The following is a 20,537-nucleotide window of genomic DNA, read 5'->3' on the forward strand; positions in this document are numbered from 1 at the left end:
TAAACCGCAGCAGGGTTCCAGCCGGACCGCAACACGACATCCCGGGAGGATAATGCATGACCATCGAACTCACCCACTGGATCAATGGCAAGCATGTGAAGGGGACGTCGGGCCGCTTCGCCGACGTCTGCAACCCCGCCACCGGCGAAGTCGAAAAACAGACCCCGCTGGCGACGGTCGAGGAAATGAACGCCGCCGTCGCCGGGGCGAAGGCGGCGCAGCCGGCCTGGGCCGCCACCAACCCGCAGAAGCGCGCCCGGGTGATGATGAAATTCGTCGGCCTGCTGCATCGCGACATGGACAAGCTGGCCGAGGCGCTGTCGCGCGAGCACGGCAAGACCCTGCCCGACGCGCGCGGCGACGTGGTGCGCGGGCTCGAGGTCGCCGAATTCTGCATCGGCGCGCCGCATCTGCTGAAGGGCGAGTTCACCGACGGCGCCGGCCCGGGCATCGACATGCATTCCCTGCGCCAGCCGCTGGGCGTCGCCGCCGGGATCACCCCGTTCAACTTTCCGGCGATGATCCCGATGTGGAAATTCTGCCCGGCGATCGTCTGCGGCAACGCCTTCATCCTGAAGCCGTCGGAGCGCGATCCCTCGGTGCCGCTGATGCTGGCCGAGCTGATGCAGGAGGCGGGCCTGCCCGACGGCATCCTGCAGGTGGTCAACGGCGACAAGGGCGCGGTCGACGCGATCCTCGATCACGAGGACATCGGCGGCGTCGGCTTCGTCGGCTCGACCCCGATCGCGGCCTATGTCTATGCGCGCGGCACGGCGGCGGGCAAGCGGGTGCAGTGCTTCGGCGGCGCCAAGAACCACATGATCGTCATGCCCGACGCGGATCTCGACCAGGTGGTGGACGCGCTGATCGGCGCCAGCTTCGGCGCGGCCGGCGAACGCTGCATGGCGATCTCGGTGGCGGTGCCCGTGGGCAAGGAGACCGGCGACCGGCTGATCGAGGCGCTGACGCCCCGCGTCGAGGCCCTGAAGATCGCCCCCTACACCGACGGCGACGACGCCGATTTCGGCCCCGTCATCACCCGTGAATCCCAGCAGCGCATTCTCGGGCTGATCGGTCAGGGCGTGAAGGAAGGCGCGAAACTGGTGGTCGACGGGCGCGACTTCAAGATGCAGGGCTACGAGAACGGCTTTTTCGTCGGCGGCTGCCTGTTCGACGACGTCACCCCGGACATGGAGATCTACAAGCAGGAGATCTTCGGCCCGGTGCTCACCACCGTCCGCGCCGACAGCTACGAACAGGCCCTGAAGCTGGCCATGGACAACGAATACGGCAACGGCACGGCGATCTTCACCCGCGACGGCGACACCGCGCGCGATTTCTGCAACCGCATCAATGTGGGCATGGTCGGCGTCAACGTGCCGATCCCGGTGCCGCTGGCCTACCACACCTTCGGCGGCTGGAAGAAATCGGTGTTCGGCGATCTCAACCAGCACGGCCCGGACGCGTTCCGCTTCTACACGCGCACCAAGACCGTGACCTCGCGCTGGCCCTCGGGCATGCGCCAGGGCGCGGAATTCTCCATCCCGACGATGGACTGACGCGTTTTTCGCGGGGCGACGGCGACGCCGCCCCGCGACCTGCATGCGCCGGCGTCGACGCTTGCGCAGGGCGGATCCCGATCCGCCATTGGCGCGGCGCCGCCGTCGCGCGGCGCCGCAATTGCGCGCTGAACGGGAGCCGCCCCATGGATTTCGCCCTTAGCGAGGAACAGCAGGCCATCTTCGACATGGCCCGCGATTTCGCCGCCGAACGCATCGCCCCCTTCGCCGCCCGCTGGGAGGCGGATGGAACCATCCCCCGCGAAATCCTGCGCGAGGCCGGGGCGCTGGGGCTCGGCGGCGTCTATGTGGCCGAGGATGTGGGCGGCTCGGGCCTGTCGCGGCTCGACGCCACGCTGATCTTCGAGGCGCTGTCCATGGCCTGCCCCTCGGTGGCCTCCTTCATCTCGATCCACAACATGTGCGCGCGGATGATCGACGCCTATGGCTGCTCCGACATGCGCCGCAAATACCTGCCCGGGCTGTGCAGCATGGAGACCGTCGCCTCCTACTGCCTCACCGAGCCGGGCGCCGGGTCGGACGCGGCGGCGCTGGCGACGAAGGCCGAGCGCAGCGGCGGCGACTGGCTGCTGAACGGCGCGAAAGCCTTCATTTCCGGGGGCGGCTATTCCGATCTCTATCTGGTGATGTGCCGCACCGGCGGCCCCGGGGCGAAGGGCATTTCCTGCCTGCTGGTCGAGGACGGCGCGCCGGGGCTCAGCTTCGGCGCGCGCGAACGCAAGATGGGCTGGAAGGCCCAGCCAACGGCGCAGGTGCAGATGGACGATTGCCGCGTCCCGGGCGAAAACCTCGTCGGCGAGGCGGGGCGCGGCTTCAGCTACGCCATGGCCGGGCTCGACGGCGGGCGGCTCAACATCTCCGCCTCGGCGCTGGGCGGCGCGCAGGCGGCGCTGGACGCGACGCTGACCTATATGGGCGAGCGCAAGGCCTTCGGCAAAACCCTCGACCAGTTCCAGGCGCTGCAATTCCGGCTCGCCGACATGGAGATCGAATTGCAGGCCGCCCGCGTGTTCCTGCGCCAGGCGGCGTGGAAGCTTGACGCCGGCGCGCCCGACGCCGCCAGGCATTGCGCCATGGCCAAGCGTTTCGTCACCGACACGGCGTTCAAGGTCGCCAACGAGGCGCTGCAACTGCATGGCGGTTACGGCTATCTGGAGGATTACGGCATAGAAAAGATCGTCCGCGACCTGCGCGTGCATCAGATCCTTGAGGGCACCAATGAAATCATGCGCCTGATCACGGCGCGCGCCCTGCTGGCGGAGCGCGGCTGATGCCCGATCTCGACATCCGCATCGCCGGCAAGGCCGGGCGCATCACGCTGAACCGCCCCGAGGCGCTGAACGCGCTCACCCACGACATGGCGCTGCGCATCGAACGCGCGCTGCTGGCCTGGCGCGACGACCCGGCGGTGGCGCTGGTGGTCATCGACGCCGCGGGCGACAAGGCGTTCTGCGCCGGGGGCGACATCCAGAAACTGTATGCTTCGGGACGCGCCGGGGATTTCGACTACGGGCGCCGGTTCTGGGCCGACGAATACCGGCTGAACGCGCTGATCGGCGGGTATCCAAAACCCTATGTGGCGCTGATGGACGGCATCGTCATGGGCGGCGGGGTCGGGATCTCGGCCCATGGCTCGCATCGCGTGGTCAGCGAACGCGCCCTGCTGGCGATGCCGGAATGCGGCATCGGGCTGATCCCGGACGTGGGCGGTTCGCTGCTGCTGGCGCGCGCGCCGGGGCGGCTGGGCGAATACCTGGGGCTGACCGGCGCGCGCATCGGCGCCGCCGACGCCATCCTGACCGGCTTCGCCGACAGCTTCGTCAGCGCCGGGGCGCTGCCGGGGCTGATCGCCGCGCTTGAAGATTGCGGCGACGCGGGCGCGGTCGATCAGGCGATCGCCGCCGCCGCCTGCGCGCCGCCCGCGGGCGAACTGGCGGCGCGCCGCCCCGCCATCGACGCCGGGTTCGACGGCGAGACCGCGCTGGAGATCATCGCCGCCCTGCAGGCGCTGGCCGCGCTGCCGGCGGGCGACTGGGCCGCCAGGGCGGCGAAGGCCATGCGCCGCAACTGCCCGCTGTCGGTGGCCTGCGCGCTGGAAACCATCCGCACCGCCCGCGACCTGCCGGACCTGAAAACCGCGCTGATCCACGAATACCGCTTTTCATGGCGCTGCATGGAACAGGGCGAGTTCCTGGAAGGCATCCGCGCCGCGGTGATCGACAAGGACCGCAGCCCGGATTGGGCGGTGGCCCGACTCGAAGACCTGCCCCAGGCCAAGATCGACGCCATGATCGGGCCGCTGGGGGCCAATGAACTGGCGCTCTGAACGCCGCGAAACGCCGAACGCACGCATCGCCGGCTTGATCGGGAGAACGGGAATGAAAACAATCGGGTTCATCGGACTTGGCAACATGGGCGCGCCCATGGCCGCCAATCTCGCCGCCGCGGGCTACGAGGTGACCGGGTTCGACCTTGCGCCTTTCGAAATCGCCGGGGTCGAGAAGGCCGACAGCGCCGAGGCCGCCGCCGCGGACAAGGACGCGGTGATCGCCATGCTGCCCAACGGCGCGATCCTGAAAGCCGTCTACGCGCAGATCACGCCCCACGGCAAGCCGGGCGCCTGTTTCATAGATTGTTCGACGGTGGACGTGGACAGCGCCCGCGCGGCGCATGAAATGGCCGCGAAGGCCGGGCTGCTGTCGGTGGACGCGCCGGTGTCGGGCGGGGTCGGCGGGGCCTCGGCGGGCACGCTCACCTTCATGGCCGGGGGCGCGAAGGACGCCTTCGCCGCCGCCGAACCGCTGTTCGAGGTCATGGGCCAGAAGGCGGTGCATTGCGGCGAGGCGGGGGCCGGGCAGGCGGCCAAGATCTGCAACAACATGATCCTCGGCGTGTCGATGATCGGGGTCTGCGAGGCCTTCAACCTCGCCGATCGGCTGGGGCTGGACCGGCAGGCGATGTTCGACGTGGCCTCCACGTCCTCGGGGTATTGCTGGTCGCTCAACGCCTATTGCCCGGCGCCGGGCGTCGGTCCGCAAAGCCCCGCCGACAACGATTACAAGCCGGGTTTCGCGGCCGAGCTGATGCTCAAGGATCTGCGCCTCAGCCAGCAGGCCGCCGAGGCGGTGGGCGCCGCCACCCCCATGGGCGCCCGCGCCGCCGCGCTCTACGAGGATTTCGTCGGCGACGGCGGCGCGGGCATGGATTTCTCGGCCATGCTGCCGCGTCTGATGAAAGCCGCCCGCGAGGACTGAGCCCGCCCGCCGCCAGAACCTGCGATCACATGGCGCGCAGATAGCGCCGGGTCTCCACCGGGGTGACCTGATCCTCCAGCAGCGCCAGTTCCCGCGCGCCCTGGGTCAGCGCCAGCTCCAGCATCTGCGGGTGCAGGATGCGTCCGAGAAACGCGGAGCCCCGCGCCGCCTCCAGCGCGGCGGCCATGCTGGCGGGCAGCGGCGCGTGCCAGTCCTCGTCATAGGCGTCGCCCTGCGAGGGCGCGGCGGGCTCGCGCCCGTCCTCGATGCCGTCGAGCCCGGCGTGGATTTCCGCGGCGATCAGCAGATAGGGGTTGGCGTCCGCCGCCCCGTCGCGCTTTTCGATGCGCACCGCGCTGTCATGGCCCTCGATCACCCGCAGCCCCACCGACCGGTTGTCCACCGCCCATGAATCATTGGTCGGGCAATAGGCGTAGGGGCGCCGGCGGCGATAGGCGTTGGGCGTGGTCGAGCCCAGCAGCGACATCTCGGCCATGCGCCGCTGCATCCCGGCCAGATAGCTGCGCCCCAGCGCGTTGATGCGGCCATCCGCGGCGAAGGCGTTGCGCCCGTCGCGCCACAGCGAATGGTGCAGGTGAAACCCGGATCCCGACTGGTCGATGAAAGGCTTGGCCATGAAGCTCGCCAGCAGCCCGTGGCGCCTGGCCATCTGCTTGACCGTGGCGCGCAGCAGCAGGGCGTGGTCGGCGGCCTCCAGCGCCGGGCCGTAGCGGATGTTGATCTCCACCTGACCGGGGGCGAATTCCGGGTTGGATTGCTCGATCGGCACGCCCATTTCGGTCAGATGGCGGCGGATCGGGCCGAGGATCGGTTCCAGATCGGCGGCGCGGCCGAGCCCGTAGCATTCCATGTCGTCGTCAAGCGGCAGGCCGGTTTCGGGGTCGAGCAGGTAGAATTCCAGCTCCGCGCCGATCTGCACGTCGAAATCCATCGCCGCGGCGCGCGCGACGGCGTCAAGCAGCGGCAGGCGGGGGTCGACCGGGACCGGGGCGCCGTGATGGTCCCGCGCCGCGCCCAGCGTCAGCCATACGCCGTCTTCGCCGGGCGCCGGGCGAAACGGGCCGCGCGGCAGGATATGGAGGTCGGGATAGCCGGTTTCCTTGCCCGAATAGCTCGACGGCATCAACCGGCTGGTCACGTCCATGGAGAAGAACGTGTTGTCGAGCGCCACGCCGCGCGCGCGCACCGAGGGCCAATGCGCCGCCGCCACCCGCTTGCCGCGCATGATGCCGTTGATGTCGCCGACCCCGACGATGATGGTGTGCGCGCCCTCGGGCGGATCCGCCGGCGGCGGCGCGTTGAAATCCTGAGTCATTCTGGTCCTGCGGTGTTCGGAGATTTGTGATCACAACAGGAATAGACCCGGCGCGGGGCGAGAGCAAGACGCCCGCGCGCGGCGCTGGTCAGTCGTCGTGCTGGCGCTTCATGGCCTCGTAGGCGGCGCGCCAGTCGGCGATCTCGCGGCGCAGATCGCCCAGCGACTCCATGGTGGCGGCGATCTCGGCCTCGCGCTCGGCGAGGCGCGCGCTCAGCTCGGCCCGCTCGGCCGCGTGGGCGGCGGTGAGCCGGGCCTCGGTCTCGCGCTCCCGGGTCAGCGCCGCATCGCGCTCCGCATTGGCGGCGAGCAGCAGGTCGGCCATCTGCGAATGTTCGGCCAGCGCCGGCGCCCCGCCGCGGATCAGCCGCGCCCAGAGCGCGTGCAGCGCCCAGCCGATCGCCGCGGCGAGCAGCAGGATGACGGCGATGGCGGCGGTGAGTTCGATGCGGGTCATTGGGCGGGGTCCGTGCTGGTCGGCGCGGCGGGATCGGCGGCGGCAAGGGCCGCCGGCGCGGGGGCGAGCGCGGTGAAGGCGATGCGGCGGTTGCGGGCGCGACCGGTCTCGGTGGCGTTGTCGGCGATGGGCCGGCTTTCTCCATACCCCGCGGCGCGCATTTTCTCCAGCGACACGCCGCGCGCGAACAGCGCTTCAAGCACCGCGTCGGCGCGGGCGCGCGACAGGCGCAGATTGGTGCTTTCGCGTCCCTGGCTGTCGGTGTGCCCGCCGATCTCGACGGTGACGCCCCGGCAACGGCGCAGCAGCGCCGCCAGCCGGTTCAGGGTCAGCGCGCTGCTGCGCTGGATTTCCGCCGAGGACGGGGCGAAGGCGATCGGGGCCGCGGATTCAACGGCCCCGAGCCGCGCGATGCAGTCGCGCGGCCCGACCGGCAGCCTTGCGGCCAGCGCGGGCAGGTCAACGCGCAGCCGGCTGCCGGTGGCGTCGAGCCCGCCCGGCGCCTCGGCCAGCGCCGCGCGCGCGGCGGGCACGTCCTCGGGGGCGGCGACCACGCCCACCAGTTCCAGCCGCGCGCCGTCATAGGCCGCCGTGCCCGATTGCAGACGCGCCAGCGCCTCCAGCCCGGCGAGCGCCGCGCGCCGCCAGCCCATGGGCGGCGGGGTCGGCGACACCGTCAGCCGGTCGCGCACCGAGGCGGCGCCGAACAGCGCCCGCGCATAGCTCGCCACCGCCACCCGCGTGGTCTCGTCGGGCGCGGCGCCGCTGAGCGACACGCCCCGCACGCCGCGGCTGGCGGCGAACCAGCGCGGCGCCTGATCGGCGCCGGCTGGCGCGGGGGGCGGCGCGGGGGGCGGCGGCGGGGCGATGGCGGTCATGGAATAGGCGGCGCCCAGCGCCAGATCCAGCCTGCGCGCCGCGGTTTCGAACCGCTCCAGCGGCGTCGGGGCGAGCCCGGTCAGCCGCGCCTCGCTGTCCATCAGTTCGAAACGCGCGGCGGGCAGGGCGGCCAGCGCCGCCAGCCCGGCCAGCACCGCCTCGTTCCAGGCGCCCGAGGGCGCGCCGAGACCCACCTCGCAGCGCGGCGCCGGCAGCGCCGCGCGCTGGCCTTGCGCCGCATCGTCGGGCGAGGGCAGGGCGGCGAAGGCGGCGAGCAGGGACGCGGCCTCGGCCTCGGAGCTCGCATGACAGGCTAGCAGCGTCGCGCCGTTGCCGGTGCGCGCGGCGGCGAAGCGAAATGGGCTGAGCGCCGGGCGTGGCGCGAAGATCTCGATCTCAAGCGCCAGCCCGTCGGGGGCTTCGTCGCGGATGCGCCGCGCCATCGCCGCCTTGGCCAGCGGAGTGTCGGCGCGGGTTTTCAGCCGCAAGCGGCCCGGGGCGATCTCGACGCGCCCCTGGGGCAGCCGGGTCAGCAGCGCGGCGGCATAGTCGCGGGCCAGGCGCCAGGCCGCGGGATCGGCGGCATCGGCGGCGGGCAGGGTGGCGTCGGTCAGCGCCAGATCCGCCGGCAGGGCGGCGCGCCAGGCCTCGATCGCCCCGGCCTCGCCAGGGCTGCGCCCGGCGAGCGTGACGCCGTCGGCGTCCCGGATCGCCACCACCAGCGGCGGCTGATCGGGGGGCTGCGGCGGCGGCGGCGCCAGGGCGATCACCAGCCGGTCGGTCAGCCGCGTGACGCCGCCGAGCGCGGCCAGCGCGTCGAGCGCCGCCAGCCGCGCCGCCGCGTCCGGGGCCGCGCCGCGCGCGGTCAGATGCGCGCCGTCCACGTCCAGTCGCAGCCAGGCGAAAGGCGCGACCGCCGCCCGCGCCTCGGCGGCGACCCGCGCCTCGATCCAGCCCGAAAGCGCCCACGCGCCCGGCCCGGCCAGCGCGATCAGCGCCATCATGCCCAGACCGATGCGCGCCCGGATGCCGTTCATGTCCGCCTGCCTCCCGATTCCGATCGCGCGGCCCGCGTCGCCGCGGTTTTTGGCTGCGCCGCCGCGCGCCGCTGCTACACTGCGCGCGCAGACAGAAATATTGCGCCGGCGGCCCTTGCCGCAACCCCTTCGTTGCATCGGGGCGCCGTCGCCGCGCCAGCAGATCGTCACGCCATGCCGCATTTGATCCTCGAATACTCGCCCAATCTCGACGCCGTCGCCGATGTCGACCGGCTTTGCGCGCGGTTGCGCGACGCCATGGCCGAGACCGGCGCGTTCCCGCTGGCGGGCATTCGCGTGCGCGCCCATCGCTGCGCGCATTTCGTCATGGCGGACGGCGATCCGCGCTGCGCCTTCGTGCATGCAGTGGCGCGCATCGGCGCCGGGCGCGCGCCCGAGACCCGCCAACGCGCCGGCGAACTGGTGTTCGCGGCGCTGGTCGCGGGGCTGGCCGAGGCGAGCGACGCTTTCGAACTGGCGCTGTCGCTGGAGATGGTGGAGATCGACCCGGTCGCCGCCTTCAAGCGCAACCCGACCCATGAACGCCTGTCGCGGGGCGCGTCATGAGCGACCCGCGCGCGCTCATCGAACAGGCCCGCGCCCTGCTGGCCGAGGCTGAATCCGCCGCGCTTGCCGGTCTCGGGCGCGAACGCGGCCGCGCCCGGGGCGCCCTCAACCAGATCCGCTGGGACGCCGCGAAGATGCAGCGCCCCGAGCGCGCCCGGCTGGGGTTCTCGCAAGCCGGGCAGGACATGCGGCTGGATGCGCTGGTGTTTCGCGGCAAGCGGCGCGGGACTTTCGTCGATCTCGGGGGGTTCGACGGGGCGGAGGGGTCTAACACGCTGTTTTTCGAACTTTTTCGGGACTGGAGCGGCGTGCTGGTCGAACCCTCGCCGGCGCGCATCGCCGAGGCCCGCGCCCTGCGCCGCTGCCCCTGCCTGCGTGCGGCGGTGGCGGGCGCGCGCGGCGAGGCGGAGTTCATGGAGATCACCTCCGGCTACCGGCAGATGAGCGGGTTGGTGGCCAGCTACGACCCGGGGCTGCTCGATGCGGTGCGCGGCAACCCGGCGCATGAGGAGCGCCGCTTCGCCGTGCAGACCCGCACCCTGCCCGACATTCTCGACGAGGCCGGGCTGCGCGCCGTCGACTACGTGTCGCTGGACGTGGAGGGGGGCGAGCTGGCGATTCTTGAATCATTCCCCTTCGATCGCTACGACATCGCCGCCTGGAGCATCGAGAACAATGCGGGCGGCCCGGAGATCGGCCGGATCATGCGCGCCGCGGGCTACGACCTGATCGAGTATTGCGGGCAGGACGAGCTTTACGCCCTGCCCGGCGCGATGCGGGGCGCCGACCCCGCGGATATCGCGCGCGCTTGACCCGTCGCGCGGCGCCGCCTAACCAGATCGGGCCTTTGAAACCCGCCCCCGCAGGAGCCCCGCATGCACGATCGGAATCATCTTGTCGCCGCCCTGCGCGCGGCCTCGGTCGGGCGCGAGGACGCGGTGTTCGCGCATTTGCCCGATGGCGGAACCCGCAGCTACGGCGCGCTGTTCGACAACGCCGCGCGCTGCGCCGGGGCGCTGGTCGCGCTTGGGGTGGCGCCGGGCGATCGGGTGGCGGCCCAGGTCGACAAGTCTTTGCGCGCGATCGAACTGTATCTGGGCGCCGTGATGGCGGGGGCGGCGTTCCTGCCGCTCAACCCCGCCTACACCGCCGCCGAGCTTGGCTATTTCCTCGGCGATGCTGAACCGGCGGTTTTCATCTGCGACCCGGGCAAGCGCGCGGCGCTGCAGGAGATCGTCGCGCCAGGCGTGCCGCTGCTGACGCTGGACGGGGCCGGGGAGGGCGCGCTTTCCGAGGCCCTCGACGCGGCGGCGCCGATCGAACCGGTGGCGCGGGGCGCCGAGGATCTGGCCGCGATCCTCTATACCTCGGGCACAACGGGACGATCCAAGGGCGCGATGCTCAGTCACCGGGCGCTGACATCCAACTCACTGACTTTGCGCGACTATTGGCGATTTTCCGCCAATGACGTGTTGATCCACGCCTTGCCGATCTTTCATACGCACGGGCTGTTCGTCGCCACCAACGTGACGTTGATGGCCGGGGGGGCGGTGATATTCCAGCCCGGTTTCGACGCAGAGGCGGTGCTGGACGCCCTGCCACGCGCCACGGCGATGATGGGCGTGCCCACTTTCTACACGCGGCTGCTGGCGCGCCCGGAACTGACGCCGGATCTGTGCGCCAACATGCGCCTGTTCGTGTCGGGTTCGGCGCCGCTTCTGGCCGAAACCCACGATCAGTGGCGCGCCCGCACCGGCCACGCGATCCTCGAACGCTACGGCATGACCGAAACCAACATGAACACCTCCAACCCCTATGACGGCGATCGTCGCGCCGGCACGGTGGGGTTTCCGCTGCCGGGCGTGGAGGTGCGGATCATGGATGGCGGCGCGGCGGTTGCGCGCGGCGAGATCGGCACGCTGGAGGTGCGCGGCCCCAATGTTTTCTCCGGCTATTGGCGCATGCCGGAAAAGACCGCCGAGGAACTGCGCCCCGATGGCTGGTTCATCACCGGCGATCTCGGCCTGATCGACGAACGCGGCTACGTGCAGATCGTCGGACGAGGCAAGGATCTGATCATCTCCGGCGGGTTCAACGTCTATCCCAGGGAGGTCGAATCCGAAATCGACGCCATCGACGGCGTGCTGGAAAGCGCGGTGTTCGGCCTGCCGCATCCGGATTTCGGCGAAGGCGTCGCCGCGGCGGTGGTGCGCGCGCCGGGCGCGCGGGGCGCAGCGCTGACCGCTGCGGACATCCGTTCGGCGCTTGCGGATCGCCTGGCGAAGTTCAAGCAACCCAAGCTGATCGAGTTCCTGGACGCGCTGCCGAGAAACGCGATGGGCAAGGTGCAAAAGGCCGAGTTGCGTCGCGCATACGCGGATGCGTTCGTGAAGCGCGACGGGTGGAATCGAAACGACGGGGTCGGTTGATTTGGGCTCTGGATCAGAACCCGGCAACATGACGGTTGCCGTGATGGACCTGCCACGGCTTGATGTCGCTCCGGCTTCTCATTCATGCGGCTCGGCCTTGATTGTCTTGAAGAAGGTCTCGACGGCCGCGTTGCCGCAGCAGTGAACCGCGCCGGGTTTGCCGGATGCTGATTTGTCTAAGTTGCGCGGCCATGTCCTTTCTTTCCAGAGCCGCGTAGAAGTTTGCCTCGGCTTCTGCCGGCGGGATGTTCCTGATGGGTTCCAGAAGGCGGCGGTTGTTGAACCAGTCGACCCATTCGAGTGTGGCGCATTCGACGGCTTCAAAATTGCGCCAGGGTCCCCGTCGATGAATGACCTCGGCTTTGAACGGGCCGTTGTCATGGGACTCTCCGACACTGCCGACGGACGGCGCGATCTTGGTTTCGGCCAGCCGTTCCGTGTATTTGATGGACAGATATTGCGATCCGCGATCCGAATGATGGACGAGCTTGTCCTGTGCTGGCCTGCGTTGATGACTGGCTTGTTCCAAAGCATCCAGAACGAAGTCCGCACTGGCCGTGCGGCTGGCCCGCCAAGCGACCATCCGGCGGGCAAATACGTCGATGACAAAGGCGACATAGACAAAGCCCCGCCACGTGGCGACATAGGTGAAGTCGCTGACCCAAAGCACGTTTGGCGCAGGAGCGTGGACCTGGCGGTTCACCCGATCCAGCGGGAAGGCGGCGCCTTGTCGGGAATCGTCGTCTTGGGTTTCTTGCCGCGAATGACGCCTTCAATCCCGATGTTTTTCATCAACCTGGCGATTGTGCCGCGCGCAATATCTAATCCTTCCCGCCGCATCTGATGCCAGATATTCCGGACGCCATAGACGCTGGTCCTTGTCCTCAAAGACCCGCTTGATCTCGGGCTTGAGTTCCGCGTTGCGCTGCGCCCGATCCGATAGACGCGATGGATCGGCGCGCTTGACCAGGTTTTCATAGAACGTCGCAGGGGCAATCGGCAGCACGCGGCAGATTGGTTCGACCCCGTGGTCAGCGCGGTGATCTTCTATGAACTGGATCATCGTTTGAATGGGCGGTCGAGCTCCGCCTGCGCAAAATATGCCGATGCCTTGCGAAGGATCTCGTTGGCCTGTTTCAGTTCCCGGTTGTCGCGCTCAGGGGCCTTCATCTTCTCGACCGTTTCGGTCGGGATGCCGCCGCGTCGGCCGCTGTCGACCTCGGCTTTCTTGCCCCACTCATTCAGCGTTTGCGGCGCTCAGCCGATCTTCGCATAGATCGACAGGATCGCAGACCGGCGGCTCTCATGCCGCCCTTGATTGTCGAATACCATCCGCACGGCACGTTCGCGCATTTCCGAGGATTACTTGTTCGTTGTTTTGCTCATGATGCTCCATCCCGATCAGGTGTTGGAGCCTCCGGCAAACCCGGCGCGGTTCAGTCTGCGCTGCAAGGAGGTCGGCCTGCGGCCCTCGAAGAGGTCGGTCGGCGACTCCTGCGACAATGCGATGTGCGAGAGCTTCTTCGCCACCCTCGAATGCGAACTGCCCGACAGGCGGATGTTCCGGACCAAGGCTGAAGAAACCCGCATGGCCGCCTTGCAGCCATTCCAGGGCCGGCGCAATCCCGGCCGACGCCATTCAGCGTTGGGCTATGTGTCGCCAGTAAGCCATGAAATTCTTGCCTGTGAATATCTGCGCCTGAATTTCACATTTTGATTGAACGAACAAGAAAATTTAAACTACTATGATCTTAAAATGGGTCTGTATTTTGCACGACTTGGATTCAAGTAATCGGGGCGAGCGTTCGCAGCGCATTGGACGCCAGCAGATTTTCGATGCTGATGCCCCCGATGCCCCCAGTCGATTGCAGCAGCGAAAGCGCCGCCGAGCCCGGCGTTGATGCGCTTGGGCCTTCTTCGGCAGATCTCCGTGCGATGAATTTTCGCAATATCACGTCCACTGCGCCGGGATCCTTGAACACCGCCAGCGAGCTGTCAGAGAATTCCGCAGACATCTTGTCGCGGAAAATGTCTCTCTGCAAATCAATGTCGAGCTTTCCCAGTTCAGGCGTAAGATTGAATGCCGCTTCCAGGACGCTGCGCACGGGCGGGTCGCCCATCACCGAGAACCAGGCCGCGCCGTCCGGGTACCTGGCGTTGGCGAAAGTGGAGATCTCGCGCCGAAAATTCAGGGCCAGCCGAAGCGTGGGATTGGATTCGCCCACCGCGATCTCGAACTGCCGGTCCTGGTAGGCGGCTGAAAGATTGTCGGCGAAGCCGGGAAGGCCCACGCGTGCGCCGCCCGCGTCGCCATACCCGAACGCCTCAGCAAGTCTTTTATACCGCGGGTCCACCAGTCGATTTGCAAAGCTTGCCGAATCCTGAGAGCCTTCCTCCAGGACTCTGCGAACAAGGGCCTGCTTGTTTGCGTCGTCGTCAAGGCCGAACGCGCCGAGAGCGACCCTCAGCAACCGTGGATTGGCAACAAGATCTGCGGCGGTCGTGGCCGAGGATATGTTCTCTTTGAAATAGGCTATGTCGCGCGCCAGAGCCGGTCCGCCGCCGAATGCGGCGCGTTGGCTTGCTTCAGTGCGCTCAAGAAAGCGCCAGCCGCCAAGGCCGGAAAGGGGAACAACTGGCTGAAAGCTCATTGCCCAGCGGTTTCCATCAGGCGAGATTCGCGCGGCAGCAGCGATCGCAAGGCTTTCAGCGCCGGATAGTATCTGCCGCCGAGGACATGGCGGGTCGCCTCGGTCAAGCGGAGATTGCTGTCGGCGTCCGTGAACACGCGGCTCAGTTGTTCGATGCCGGTCAGGAGCTGCGGGCCGGCGTTTTCAACCGCCGCCTCTCCGGCGAGAACGAGTTGCGCGATGTAGCACACTCTGCGCACCGGCGTGTTCGCCTCCTCGGGGTGGATCGCGTCGCGCAGGCGCAGCACGTTGGCGTCAGGCGTCAGGATGTTGAGGCGAGATCGCCGCGATCCGTTTTCCATAACCACGCCGTTGACCATGACGCGTTCGCCGGGCCCGAGTTTCAGGATCAGGCCAGGCATCAGACGAGCTCCGGAGCGTTTCGCAGCCCCTTCATCATCGCCGTGTTGATGTCGATCAGGGCGTCGGCCTCGGCGTCGCCGGACAGCACTTTCCGGCTGTGAGCTCTGGTGAACTCCGAGAGATAGAATATCTGGGCGCGCAGTTGCGCAGGAAGTGCGTTGTCGCCGAGCGCCACATCCGCGGCCAATGCAGTCCATAGCCGCAGATTGTCGTGAATGGCGGCCGCGAGGCGCGGGAAGCCGGCGCGGCCCTCCGCGGAAGCCGTCGTGAGCCGGTGCGTTACCAGCGCGAAGGCGCGGTATTCGTCCTGCCGGGGCGTACGCACGGCGGATTGGGAGTCGCCGTAGGCCGTGGAAGCGAGTGCGGCGGTGTTCATCGGTGTTCCTCGGTACGGGCGCGCAGCCGGACCCAAGCGGGGCGCGGAGCGTCGCCGGTCGCGGCAGACCCTGTCTCAACGGGATCAAGCGCGCCTGAAATGCTCGCGGTGACGAAGACCCGGGGCCGGCCGAAGCCGGCCCCGGGCTATTTCCGTCAGCGGAAGAGCGACAGCACGCTCTGCGGCGCCTGGTTGGCGATCGACAGAGCCTGAACGCCCAGCTGCTGCTGCACCTGCAGGGACTGAAGGCGGGCCGAGGCCTCCTCCAGATCCGCGTCCACCAGCGCGCCGATGCCCGATTTCAGCGAGTCGGTCAGCTTCGAGATGAAGTCGGCCTGGATGTCGATCCGGCCCTGAACGGAACCGAATTCGGACGCCGCATCGACCGAAGTCTGGATCAGGCCTTCGATCTCCGCCAAGGCGGAGGTGGCGCCGGCGGCCGTGGACACGTCCACGCTCGCCAGAGCCGAAAGGCCGCCCGAACCGCGCGACGCACCGAAGGTGAAGGCGGCGTCGGCATTGGTGTTGTTGGTGATCGTCAGCTCATCGGGGGTCGACAGGTCGAAGGTGAAGTTGTTGGTGTCGAGACCAGCCGCCAGCAGCGCGTTTTTCAGGCCGGACACCGCGGATTCGGCGGTGTCGCCTTCCTTGATCGTGTAGACGCCTTCCACGGAGCCGATCTGCAGGCTGATCTGATCGCCTTCGACCAGGCCCGTACCGACCGCGTTGTCCACGCCTGCGGCGGCGTTGGAAAGCGCCTCCGTCGCGGTGTCGCCGCCGGAGTTGTCAAGGAACTGGAAGGTGTCGATGGTGATCGAGTCGTTGGTCCCGCCGTCGTTCTTGTCGATCACGTTGGCCGTGCCGCCATCGGTGCCGACGCTGACCGCCGCGGAGTTGAGCGTGGTGCCCGCGCCCAGAGACAGGTTCTGCTGATCCACGCCGATGCTGCTGGACGTGACGGCGCCCGAGGAGTCGCGGTCGAGCGAGGACAGCACGTCGACGCCGGTGTTGCCGTTGGCGTTGGTGGAGGTGACCGAGCCGTTGATCAGATTCAGGCCGTTGAACTGAGCGGCGCCGACCACCGAGGTGATCTGGGAGCGCAGCGCGGAGATGTCGGTCTGGATCTTGGCGCGATCGACATTGTCTTCCTGGGCGGCGACGATCTTGCCCTTGATGTCGGTCAGCAGGTCGGTGACGGTTTCAGCGGCCTGACGCGCCACGGAGACGGTCGAATTGCCCAGCGACAGCGATTCGCTGATGCCCTTGAATCCCTTCACGTCGGACTGCATGACCTTGGAGATCGCGTAGATCGCGGAATTGTCTTTGGCGTTGCCGACTTTCTTGCCGGTGGAAATCTGGTTCTGGACCTGCTCAAGGCCCTTGTTGATGGACTTGAGGGTCTGGAGCGCGACCATCGCGCCGTTGTTTGTCAGAATGCTTCCCATTTTTCTGTCTTTCTCAGGCGAGCGGCGCTTTGACGCCGCGTTTCAGTTTAGGACCGGAATTCACCGACCCGCTCGTCGCCGTTCTGACGGTTGCGGAGTGGACCTTCGAGGTTCTCCGCGCCGACCCTTCCAAGGCCGCGATGACGATACTTGCGGCAAAACCATAAGAGACGGTTACTCGGCCCGAGAATAATTTGCGCCGCTGCATGAATATAAAATATTGAATTATCGGCGTTTTTTAAGAAATGTTTTCCGCATTCCGGCTTTTCCGCGACGTCAGGCCTCCCGCCGGCCGGCCGGGGGCTCGCCGCCGTCGAGGCAGGCCGCGAGTCGTCTGAAGCTGTCTTCGGCGCCCGCGCGCGCGCGCGTGGCGAGAAACTCGTCCAGCGCCGGATGAATGCGGATCGCGGCGTCGAGCGCCGGGTCGGCGCCGGCGCGATACAGCCCGGCCTGGATCATCGGCGCCGCGGATTCATAGGCGCCCAGAACCCGACGCGCGCGCGCGATCAGGGCGTTTTCCGATTCGTTCGCCGCGCCCGGCAGGCAGCGCGACACGCTGCGACGGATGTCGATGGCGGGGAATCGACCGCGCTCGGCGATGCTGCGGTCGAGAATCACATGCCCGTCGAGGATGCCGCGGGTGATGTCGGCGACGGGTTCCTCCATGTCGGCGCCGGCCACCAGCACGCTGAACACCGCGGTGATGTCGCCGCCGGCGCGATCGCCGCGCTCGGGTCCGGGGCCGGCGCGTTCGGCCAACCCGGCGATCAGGTTCGCGGTGGACGGCGGATAGGCGCGCAGGCTCGGGGGCTCGCCGGCGGTGAGCGCGATCTCGCGATGGGCCTCGGCGAACCGGGTGATCGAATCGACCAGCAGCAGCACGTGCTCGCCCTGATCGCGAAAATGCTCGGCCACGGACATCGCGGCCCAGGCGGCGCGGCGCTTGACCAGCGGCGACTGGTCGGAGGTGGCGGTGACCACGACGGCGCGGGCCATGCCCTCCGGGCCGAGCACGTTGTCGATGAACTCGCGCAGCTCGCGGCCGCGCTCGCCGATCAGGGCGACCACCACGATATCCGCCTCGACCCCGCGCGCCAGATCGGCGAGCAGCATGGATTTGCCGACGCCCGAGCCGGCGAAAATGCCAATTCTCTGGCCCCGCGCCAGCGGCAGCATGGTGTCGAACGCCGAAAGTCCGGTGGAAAGTCGCGCCCCGAGCCTGCGGCGGCGAATCGCTTCGGGCGGGTTTCGGCGCAGCGGCGCGGCGTGCCGGCCCACCGGCAGCGGTCGCCCGTCGAGCGGTTTTCCGAAGGCGTCGATCACCCGCCCGACCCAGTCTCGGCACGGGCGCAACCCGCTTTCGCGCACCAGCCAGACCGGGTCGCCAAGGGCGATTCCGTCGGTCGGCTCATAGGCCATGGCGATCGCGTGATCATCACCAAGAGAGACAATTTCACCTTTTATTTCATGAGCTTGAGATTCACGAAGGCTGCCGCGCCGGGCCTCCACCACGATCTGATCGCCAAGCCGCGCCCGGGGGGCCAGCCCGCGCAGGGTCAGCGCGCCGCTGTTCACGCAGCTCACCGTGCCGCCGCGCCGCGTCGGGGAGATTGCGTTGAGTTCCGCTTCCAGCTGAGTGAGGTCGATCATGGGGGCTCCGGTGTTTCGAATCGGGCGCGCAACGGCGTTTCCGGTTACGAGTTGTCAACCATCAAGGGTTAACTCTCGATTTCGAAATGGTTCGAGGGAGAAACCCGGACATGCCGACCGATCTGAAGATCCTGAACATGGCGTCGCAGCTTGCGATCCACGCCGAGCGCCGTCAGTCCGTGGTGGCGCGCAACATCGCCAACGCGGACACGCCCGGCTACAAGGCCCGCGACCTGAAGCCGTTTGCCGACAGCTACGCGGCGCGCGCCGCGCTCGATGACGCCGCGCCGTTCCGACTCGCCGCCACGCGTCCGGGGCATATCGGCGCGTCGCCCGCGCCCGAGGGCGCGCGGATCACCGAGCAGGCGCGAATCGGCGCCGCCTCGCCCAACGGCAACACCGTTTCGCTTGAAGATCAGATGATTCGCAGCGCCGAGCTGCGCATGGAGCATGATCTCGCGCTCGGCGTCTGGCGAAAATCCATCGACATTCTTCGCGCCGGCCTCGGTCGCAGCCGCTGATCCCCCCAGACACGCCCATTTCGGGAGCCTGAGCCATGTCCGACCTGATGAAATCCATGTCCGCCGCCGCCAGCGGCATGACCGCGCAGGCCGCGCGGCTGCGGATCACCACCGAAAATCTGGCCAATGTCGACACCCCCGGCTACCGGCGAAAGATGGTGCCGTTCGAGAAGATGCAGGACGCCGACGGCGGCGTGGTGCGGGCCGGGCGGGTGCAGCTCGATCGCTCCAAGCTGCCGGAGATCTACGATCCCAAGCATCCCATGGCCGACGAGAGCGGCTACTACGAGGGGTCGAGCGTCGATCTCATGGTCGAGATCGCCAACGCGCGCGAGGCCCAGCGCAGCTACGAGGCCAATCTCAAGATGTTCGACCAGGCGCGGCAGATGACCACGGAGCTGCTCGGGCTGCTCCGGCGCTGACGCGGTTTTGCTCATGATTTGATCTTCCCAGCTTCGCAAGAAGCGCCTCCAGACCCCCCAGCTCCGCAAGGAGCGCCTCCAGACCCCCAGCTCCGCAAGGAGCGCCTCCAGACCCCCAGCTCCGCAAGGAGCGCCTCCAGAAAGGAGTTCCCCCTGATGGAAACCAGCGCGAGTCTCGCCTCCCAGCTCTATTCCAGCCTGCAGCCGGCGGTGCAGCCCACCGACGGCGTCAGACAGGCGCGCGGCGCCGATTCCGGCGGAGGCTTCGCCGCCGCCGCCGCCTCGTTCATCGACACCATCCGCCAGGGCGAGCAGACCGCCAAGGCCGGCATGGCCGGGCGGGCCGACGCGCAATCCGTGGTCTCCGCGCTCACCGCGTCGGAACTGGCGGTGGAGACCGCGGTGACCATGCGCGACAAGGTGGTCGAGGCCTATCAGGAAATCCTGCGCATGCCGGTCTGACCGCCATGCTGGACGCGCTCCAGTTGATGGACGTGCTGCGCGAGGGCATATGGGCCGCCTTCAGCGCGGCGCTGCCGATTCTCGCCGTGGCGCTGATCACCGGGCTGGCCATCGGGCTGTTCCAGGCGCTGACATCGGTGCAGGAGCAGACCCTGACCTTCGTGCCCAAGCTTGGCGCCATCGCGATCATGTTCTGGGTCACCATGGGCTACATGACGGAGCTGTTCGTGAGCTTTTATCAGGATCGCGTGATCCCGTTGATTGCGGGGATCTGACATGGCCTGGCGCCGCCTGCCCGCTGTCCTGCTGGCGCTGTTCGCGGCGCCGGCGCCCGGCGTCGCCGCGACCGGTGGCGGGCGCGGGATCGAACGCCCGGCGCAGATCTGCGAACGCGCCGCCGCGCGCGCGGCGCGCGCGGCGGGCGTGCCGGTCAACGTGCTGCGCGCCCTGACCCTGGCCGAGACCGGGCGCAAGCGCGACGGCGTGCAGCGGCCCTGGGCCTGGACCGTCAACATGGAGGGCGTCGGACGCTGGTTCGACGACCGCGCCGCCGCGCTGGCTTTCGTGCGCGAGCGCCACGCCAAGGGCGCGCGCAGCTACGACGTGGGCTGTTTCCAGATCAACTACCGCTGGCACGGCGCGGCGTTCGAGTCGGTCGAATCGATGTTCGACCCGGATCTCAACGCCGCCTACGCGGCCAGGTTCATCAAGGAGCTGCACGCCGAAACCGGATCATGGGAGGCGGCGGCGGCGTTCTACCATTCGCGCACCCCGAAATACGCCAAACGCTACCGCGCGCGTTTCGAACGCATCCTCGCTTCGCTGGGATCCGCGCCGGCCATGCCCGCGCCGGGGCTGACCATGCCCGGCGCCGCGCCGCGCGACCGGACCCGGCCGCGCGTGCCGATCCCGCCCGGCGGGCCGCTGATCGCGCTGATCTCGACGCCCGGCGGCGCCGGGTCGCTGGCCGTTAGCCCCCCCGACGCCGCGCGGCAGGCGCGGCGCGGGGGGGGGGGCGGGCGGGGCCGGGCGCGGGGCGGCGGCCTGCGGGCCGCCCCCCCCCCCCCGG

At 68.6% G+C, this 20,537-nt stretch carries 20 protein-coding genes, 2 pseudogenes and 1 other annotated feature; of the genes and pseudogenes, 13 read left to right on the plus strand and 9 right to left on the minus strand.

The annotated features are described in order from the left end of the window. Positions 1-56 precede the first annotated feature (56 nt). The 4 genes from AC1HC7_RS19180 (at position 57) to mmsB (ending at position 4,834) form a co-directional block, all read left to right on the plus strand. Complete coding sequence (locus tag AC1HC7_RS19180; RefSeq protein WP_479497349.1) at positions 57-1,559, plus strand: CoA-acylating methylmalonate-semialdehyde dehydrogenase; 1,503 nt, start codon at positions 57-59, stop codon at positions 1,557-1,559. A 146-nt stretch (positions 1,560-1,705) separates the two neighbouring features. Continuing rightward, the gene (locus AC1HC7_RS19185) at positions 1,706-2,851 is read left to right on the plus strand and encodes an acyl-CoA dehydrogenase family protein (RefSeq protein ID WP_479497350.1); all 1,146 of its coding nucleotides are present in this window, start codon (positions 1,706-1,708) and stop codon (positions 2,849-2,851) included. Then, positions 2,851-3,906: an enoyl-CoA hydratase/isomerase family protein gene (locus AC1HC7_RS19190; protein ID WP_479497351.1), complete on the plus strand. Its 1,056-nt coding sequence runs from the start codon at positions 2,851-2,853 to the stop codon at positions 3,904-3,906. The genes AC1HC7_RS19185 and AC1HC7_RS19190 overlap by 1 nt, the downstream gene beginning before the upstream one ends. A 52-nt stretch (positions 3,907-3,958) precedes the next feature. After that, complete coding sequence (mmsB, locus tag AC1HC7_RS19195) at positions 3,959-4,834, plus strand: 3-hydroxyisobutyrate dehydrogenase (protein ID WP_479497352.1); 876 nt, start codon at positions 3,959-3,961, stop codon at positions 4,832-4,834. Positions 4,835-4,859: 25 nt separating this feature from the next. Here mmsB and AC1HC7_RS19200 read toward each other — a convergent pair whose 3' ends face one another. The 3 genes from AC1HC7_RS19200 to AC1HC7_RS19210 all read right to left on the minus strand — a co-directional run bounded on the left by AC1HC7_RS19200 (position 4,860) and on the right by AC1HC7_RS19210 (position 8,543). After that, complete coding sequence (locus tag AC1HC7_RS19200; protein ID WP_479497353.1) at positions 4,860-6,170, minus strand: glutamine synthetase family protein; 1,311 nt, start codon at positions 6,168-6,170, stop codon at positions 4,860-4,862. An 88-nt stretch (positions 6,171-6,258) separates the two neighbouring features. Then, on the minus strand, positions 6,259-6,627 hold the full coding sequence (locus AC1HC7_RS19205) for a hypothetical protein (protein ID WP_479497354.1): 369 nt from the start codon (positions 6,625-6,627) through the stop codon (positions 6,259-6,261). Next, a complete protein-coding gene (locus tag AC1HC7_RS19210; RefSeq protein WP_479497355.1) occupies positions 6,624-8,543 on the minus strand; it encodes an OmpA family protein in 1,920 nt (639 codons plus the stop codon). Before AC1HC7_RS19210 ends, AC1HC7_RS19205 begins: the two co-directional genes overlap by 4 nt. Before the next feature lie 174 nt (positions 8,544-8,717). Between AC1HC7_RS19210 and AC1HC7_RS19215 the strand changes: the two genes are divergently transcribed. The 3 genes from AC1HC7_RS19215 (at position 8,718) to AC1HC7_RS19225 (ending at position 11,539) form a co-directional block, all read left to right on the plus strand. Next, positions 8,718-9,110, plus strand: a complete 393-nt coding sequence (locus AC1HC7_RS19215; RefSeq protein WP_479497356.1) for a 5-carboxymethyl-2-hydroxymuconate Delta-isomerase — start codon at positions 8,718-8,720, stop codon at positions 9,108-9,110. Continuing rightward, the gene (locus tag AC1HC7_RS19220) at positions 9,107-9,922 is read left to right on the plus strand and encodes an FkbM family methyltransferase (protein WP_479497357.1); all 816 of its coding nucleotides are present in this window, start codon (positions 9,107-9,109) and stop codon (positions 9,920-9,922) included. Before AC1HC7_RS19215 ends, AC1HC7_RS19220 begins: the two co-directional genes overlap by 4 nt. Before the next feature lie 63 nt (positions 9,923-9,985). Next, positions 9,986-11,539, plus strand: a complete 1,554-nt coding sequence (locus AC1HC7_RS19225; RefSeq protein ID WP_479497358.1) for a malonate--CoA ligase — start codon at positions 9,986-9,988, stop codon at positions 11,537-11,539. Between the two features lie 82 nt (positions 11,540-11,621). On the opposite strand, the pseudogene AC1HC7_RS19230 reads toward AC1HC7_RS19225, so the two are convergent. Continuing rightward, positions 11,622-12,892 (minus strand): annotated as a pseudogene (locus AC1HC7_RS19230) (IS3 family transposase). Beyond that, positions 12,528-12,644: a sequence feature (AL1L pseudoknot), on the minus strand. (Overlaps the previous pseudogene by 117 nt.) A gap of 82 nt (positions 12,893-12,974) precedes the next feature. On the opposite strand from AC1HC7_RS19230, the pseudogene AC1HC7_RS19235 reads away from it, so the two are divergent. Beyond that, a pseudogene (locus AC1HC7_RS19235) lies at positions 12,975-13,256 on the plus strand (integrase core domain-containing protein); the annotation flags it as partial. A 67-nt stretch (positions 13,257-13,323) separates the two neighbouring features. Here AC1HC7_RS19235 and AC1HC7_RS19240 read toward each other — a convergent pair. The 5 genes from AC1HC7_RS19240 to AC1HC7_RS19260 all read right to left on the minus strand — a co-directional run bounded on the left by AC1HC7_RS19240 (position 13,324) and on the right by AC1HC7_RS19260 (position 18,063). Continuing rightward, the gene (locus AC1HC7_RS19240) at positions 13,324-14,190 is read right to left on the minus strand and encodes a DUF1217 domain-containing protein (protein WP_479497359.1); all 867 of its coding nucleotides are present in this window, start codon (positions 14,188-14,190) and stop codon (positions 13,324-13,326) included. Further along, positions 14,187-14,591, minus strand: a complete 405-nt coding sequence (flbT, locus tag AC1HC7_RS19245; RefSeq protein WP_479497360.1) for a flagellar biosynthesis repressor FlbT — start codon at positions 14,589-14,591, stop codon at positions 14,187-14,189. The genes AC1HC7_RS19240 and flbT overlap by 4 nt, the downstream gene beginning before the upstream one ends. After that, positions 14,591-14,968, minus strand: coding sequence for a flagellar biosynthesis regulator FlaF (gene flaF / locus AC1HC7_RS19250; RefSeq protein WP_479497361.1), 378 nt, complete (start codon positions 14,966-14,968; stop codon positions 14,591-14,593). Before flaF ends, flbT begins: the two co-directional genes overlap by 1 nt. Positions 14,969-15,123: 155 nt before the next feature. Next, positions 15,124-16,413: a flagellin N-terminal helical domain-containing protein gene (locus tag AC1HC7_RS19255; RefSeq protein ID WP_479497362.1), complete on the minus strand. Its 1,290-nt coding sequence runs from the start codon at positions 16,411-16,413 to the stop codon at positions 15,124-15,126. Between the two features lie 276 nt (positions 16,414-16,689). Beyond that, complete coding sequence (locus AC1HC7_RS19260) at positions 16,690-18,063, minus strand: FliI/YscN family ATPase (RefSeq protein ID WP_479499326.1); 1,374 nt, start codon at positions 18,061-18,063, stop codon at positions 16,690-16,692. Between the two features lie 110 nt (positions 18,064-18,173). Between AC1HC7_RS19260 and AC1HC7_RS19265 the strand changes: the two genes are divergently transcribed. The 5 genes from AC1HC7_RS19265 to AC1HC7_RS19285 all read left to right on the plus strand — a co-directional run. Then, on the plus strand, positions 18,174-18,584 hold the full coding sequence (locus AC1HC7_RS19265; protein WP_479497364.1) for a FlgB family protein: 411 nt from the start codon (positions 18,174-18,176) through the stop codon (positions 18,582-18,584). Positions 18,585-18,619: 35 nt separating this feature from the next. After that, positions 18,620-19,006: a flagellar basal body rod protein FlgC gene (gene flgC / locus AC1HC7_RS19270; RefSeq protein ID WP_479497365.1), complete on the plus strand. Its 387-nt coding sequence runs from the start codon at positions 18,620-18,622 to the stop codon at positions 19,004-19,006. A 156-nt stretch (positions 19,007-19,162) separates the two neighbouring features. Continuing rightward, on the plus strand, positions 19,163-19,468 hold the full coding sequence (gene fliE / locus AC1HC7_RS19275) for a flagellar hook-basal body complex protein FliE (RefSeq protein ID WP_479497366.1): 306 nt from the start codon (positions 19,163-19,165) through the stop codon (positions 19,466-19,468). A gap of 5 nt (positions 19,469-19,473) precedes the next feature. After that, positions 19,474-19,743 (plus strand): flagellar biosynthetic protein FliQ, encoded by a 270-nt coding sequence (locus AC1HC7_RS19280; RefSeq protein ID WP_479497367.1) that lies wholly within the window; start codon positions 19,474-19,476, stop codon positions 19,741-19,743. Position 19,744: 1 nt separating this feature from the next. Beyond that, positions 19,745-20,537, plus strand: a 793-nt coding sequence (locus tag AC1HC7_RS19285; protein ID WP_479499327.1) for a lysozyme family protein, incomplete at its 3' end; no start/stop codon positions are given.

Source organism: Oceanicella sp. (assembly GCF_056449545.1).